This is a genomic window from Anditalea andensis (genome assembly GCF_000714815.1).
GTDB lineage: Bacteria > Bacteroidota > Bacteroidia > Cytophagales > Cyclobacteriaceae > Anditalea > Anditalea andensis.
On sequence record NZ_JMIH01000038.1, the window covers coordinates 1 to 4,349 of the forward strand.

At 44.9% G+C, this 4,349-nt stretch carries 4 protein-coding genes; all 4 read right to left on the minus strand.

Annotated features, from left to right (window positions below; translation table 11 throughout):
* Positions 1-100 precede the first annotated feature (100 nt).
* The 4 genes from EL17_RS21205 to EL17_RS21220 all read right to left on the minus strand — a co-directional run bounded on the left by EL17_RS21205 (position 101) and on the right by EL17_RS21220 (position 3,961).
* Complete coding sequence (locus EL17_RS21205; protein WP_035079276.1) at positions 101-805, minus strand: outer membrane beta-barrel protein; 705 nt, start codon at positions 803-805, stop codon at positions 101-103.
* A 440-nt stretch (positions 806-1,245) separates the two neighbouring features.
* The gene (gene rfbD, locus EL17_RS21210; RefSeq protein ID WP_035079278.1) at positions 1,246-2,109 is read right to left on the minus strand and encodes a dTDP-4-dehydrorhamnose reductase; all 864 of its coding nucleotides are present in this window, start codon (positions 2,107-2,109) and stop codon (positions 1,246-1,248) included.
* Positions 2,106-2,669 (minus strand): dTDP-4-dehydrorhamnose 3,5-epimerase, encoded by a 564-nt coding sequence (rfbC, locus tag EL17_RS21215; RefSeq protein WP_035079285.1) that lies wholly within the window; start codon positions 2,667-2,669, stop codon positions 2,106-2,108. Before rfbC ends, rfbD begins: the two co-directional genes overlap by 4 nt.
* A 140-nt stretch (positions 2,670-2,809) precedes the next feature.
* A complete protein-coding gene (locus EL17_RS21220; protein WP_035079288.1) occupies positions 2,810-3,961 on the minus strand; it encodes a glycosyltransferase family 4 protein in 1,152 nt (383 codons plus the stop codon).
* Positions 3,962-4,349: the final 388 nt, after the last annotated feature.

Here is a 4,349-nt window from a genome sequence, read left to right on the forward strand (position 1 = left end):
AGGTTTGACCCCTATCGGGGTGATGGGTAAAGATTTCGAGAGGACGGCGTATGGTAGAGAAGAAGGGACTGCGGTATATGGGCGGTGCAAAGAGTAAATATTAATTGATACTGATGTTGCGTTTAAGGACAACCTGGAACTGAAACAGCACATCGGGTTTGATGATTTTAGAATTGGTGGTGTTGCCATCCAAATTGTTGGAAGAAGCGACCAGCGCTGATCCTTCCAGACCCAGGTCCCAGAGCTTCTGCCAGTTGGTACTCAGGCCGATGCGTACGGGGAAGTAGATAGCGGTGGTTTGCTGATCTTCGATCACAGGCCGCCAGGTTTCCCTCTGCCCTTCTACAGCCGGAACTATCTCGGCCACCTTGACTTCTCTCTGTACATGCATCAACCCTAAACCCATACCGGCATAGTAGCTGATGGACTGTTTTTTATTAAGGTAATTTTTAGGATTGAACTGATAAACCGGCATCAGGTCCATATAGTAGATTTGTCCTTTGGCATCATAGGCTTGGTTTTCCGCTATCCACTTTTTGGATGGGTTTCCTGTATTGCCATCCCCATCAAACTGCTGATAGCCCACGGATGCCCGAAAGTCCCAATGCCGTGTATGGTCATAACTGTAAGCAAGGGTATATGCCGGCAGGAGTTTGATCCTCAGTTTGCTGTAATAACCAGTATTATTGCCATATAAAAACGAAGGGCCGATTCCAAATGAGAGTTGGTCCCTGTGATGCTGTGCCTGTACTATATCGGACAGTGCCAGCATACTAAAAAAGAGCATGAAAACCTTTTTTTTCATCTGTTATAGGTAAAGAATGTTTAGAGTCATTTCAAATATACCAATATATCTACAATGCTATATGGCCAGAAAATGCCATCTAAGCTTCCTATAGGCTTAAATAAAGGATGTATGACAAATAAGTAGATGTGTAAAGCAACTCTTTTAGTTTTAGGGGAATAAAAAAAAATTAAAAATTTTCGGGCTTGGAAAAAATATCACCTATCCTATATACCTTTTAGGTTTAGGATAGGTGAGAGAAAGCAACCATGGCGAATGGATAATACGGAAACATTAGACGGCGCCTTTTAAACCGACCGATAGAAAGCGGAGAAATCTCAGCTACGGGATTATATCGGTATAGGAGACCTCTCCGCTACGGGCGAGGGGACGGCGTCCGAGTGGGGAGATCCAGGGGATGGCGTAAAATAGACGGACAGTGTAAGCCCATCGATCTTCCTTTACCGAAGGTGCTTTTTTAGAGCGACTTCCAGGCTATCTCTCCAATGGGGTATCTCCATATGAATGGCTTTTTTGATTTTGGTTTTATCCAGTACACTAAAGTGGGGCCGTTTGGCAGGTGTAGGGTAGGCCTCGCTTTTAATTGGAATAAGCTTGATATTTTTCCCGGCCATATCGAAAATGGCATGGGCAAAGTCATACCAACTGGCTACTCCCTCATTACTGAAATGGTAAATGCCTCTTTCCACTTGGTCCTGCTCCAAAATCCTGATGATGGCCAGAGCCAGGTCTCCGGTATAGGTAGGGGTTCCGACCTGGTCAGCGACTACCGAAAGTTCCGACCGGGAATCTGCCAGATGCAGCATGGTCTTCATAAAGTTCTTACCAAAACTTCCATATAACCACGAAGTCCTGATGATGATGTGATTATCCGTGATGTGCTGGAGCAACTTCTCCCCTTCCATTTTGGTCTTCCCATACGCACCGATGGGATGTGTCTCATCGGTTTCTTTATAGGCCACAAAGCTGTTGCCATCAAAAACAAAGTCGGTGGATATGTGGATGATGAGTGCCTTGCCTGCATAGGCGGTCAGGTTCTGTATACCGGATACATTGACTGCAAAGGCACCATTGGGATCCGATTCCGCCGCATCCACGGCGGTATAAGCAGCACAGTTGATGATCACCTCGGGCGTATAGGCGCCTATGTAGTCCTTTACCTGTCTTTCATCCGTAATGTCCAGGGCCTTGCTATCGGCAAAACTCCAGTTGGGCCTGTTGTACACTTCGGATAGGCTTTTTATTTCCTGCCCCAGTTGGCCACCTGCTCCGGTGACCAATATCTTAAGGTTCTGATCGATCATTTTTCGTAAATAAAAGGGGATTCAAATTCCGACAAAAAAGGCAATACCCTGTCCTTTGGAGAAAGGAGAAGGTCAGCCGTATCCAACTTCCAGTCTATGCCCAGAGCAGGGTCATCATACCTGATCCCACCCTCTGCCGCAGGATGATAGTAATCATCACATTTATATAAAAACTCTGCCTCTTCAGAAAGCACCAAAAACCCATGGGCAAACCCTCTGGGCACGAAGAATTGTTTTTTGTTTTCTGCACTCAGCAGCACGGCGTGATATTGTCCGTAGGTGGGTGAACCTGCTCTGATGTCTACAGCCACATCCAGTACTTCACCGCTGATGACGCGGACCAGTTTGGCCTGAGCAAAGGGAGGGGCCTGAAAATGAAGCCCTCTGAATACGCCTTTACGTGATTTGGACTGATTGTCCTGCACAAATTCCGTATGGATACCGCTCAGCGCTTTAAATGATTTTTCATTATATGACTCATAAAAATAGCCTCTCTCATCTCCAAATACTTTAGGCTCAATTTCAAAGCAGCCTTCTAATTGGGTATTAACAATCTTCATTTACCTGATTTTTTTTACAAATATAGCAATTAATCGCAGATCCATGTTCTAAAGAAAAGCGGAAACTCCCGAGGGCTGTAATGCGGCCAGGTACCAGTGACCTATATTTTTTTTAACAAATAAAAAAGGCATTCAGTAGGTTAATTTACTTTTATTTTATCCCTATCCACTAAGCTGGAAAGCGCAGTTTTTTTATATGTTGGATTTGAAACCCTATGTTGCAGGATAGGCGGTTTTTTTAGATGGTTTTTAATAACCTGTTTCAGCGTATACCGATCCAATAAGATCCCTAAACCCACAGCTAGCATGACCACCAGAGGCAGCATGACATGGTCATTCATAGACCTACCCAGAAAAACAAAGGATATAAAGGTAAGCTGGACAGCTAACAGGATAAAAACTACCTTGTCATGATCGAAACCCATTCTTAATAAGAAGTGGTGGACATGGCTTTTGTCAGGGGCCAATGGAGACCGGCCGTTACGGATGCGCTTTACAAAAATCCTGGCGGTATCATAGATGGGAATGATCATCAGGGCAACACCAGTGGCAATAGGGGCATTGAATTTAAAGCCCTGCATGGCCAGCATGGTCCCATTCCTGTCTATAAAAAGAAGAAGCAAAACAGCTATCAAAAATCCTATGCTAAGAGATCCCGTATCACCCATAAATATCTTGGCCGGATGCCAGTTGTATACCAAAAAGGACAGGATAGCCCCTACCATGGTAATAGCAATGATGGCATAAGGGTATAGACCGGCATCCATTAACCACCAGCCCAAAAAGCCGAGGATGATGGAGCTGATGGTACCGGCCAGGCCATCCAGTCCATCTATAAGGTTAAATGAATTGGTCAATACGATAATGGTCACGGCAGAAAGTCCGTAACTTACCAGTAAGGGGAGTTCATAGATGCCAAAACACCCATAAAAGCTGCTGATGCGGATATCAGCCATGCCTACGACCAAAAAGGCAGCTACGCCCTGTCCCAACAGTTTTTGCACAGCGGTGAGTTCTACCAGATCATCTCTCAGTCCCAGTGTGAACATCAATGTCAGGGCAATCAGCAGGTAGCGGGCAAAGGCCAGCTGGTCCAGAGAAAGCCAGGCAGCCAGCCCTATATAGGCAGCAAACAGTATGGCGATGCCACCCATGGAGGGTACCATGCCCTTGTGGATTTTTCTGCCGCCCGGAGCCTCTAGGATATTGGTTCTTTTAAAGAAAAAAATGACCATGGGGGTCACCAAAAATCCAAAGAAAAATGCCGTTAAGGCAGCAAGAAATGCAGTCATATAAAATAGGTATTTTTTTAAACCAAAAGCTTTAAAGGTGTAAATTTATAAATTATTCTTATAAAAATCCAAAAATGAAGCATAAAATATATTTTAATTAAAAAAAACGGGGGTATGTTATAAAACAGAAATAAGTGGGGTATCTCTCTCCCTAACCGTCGTCTTTTCCACCACCGTGCGAGCGGTGAAATTCTAAATCGAGTGTAATGATATATAGGAGACTGCTCTCGGCTTTAGGCGGCCAGGCTGCCACCGTTTCATTCCGGTCCAGGGTGCGGCGTATGGGATAAATGTATTAGTATTTCAGGAATGTGGATTTGGATGATCGATATAGCTCGACTCCCTCCGGGGTCGTGGGGGAACGGCACATGTTTATTTCCATGGGTGG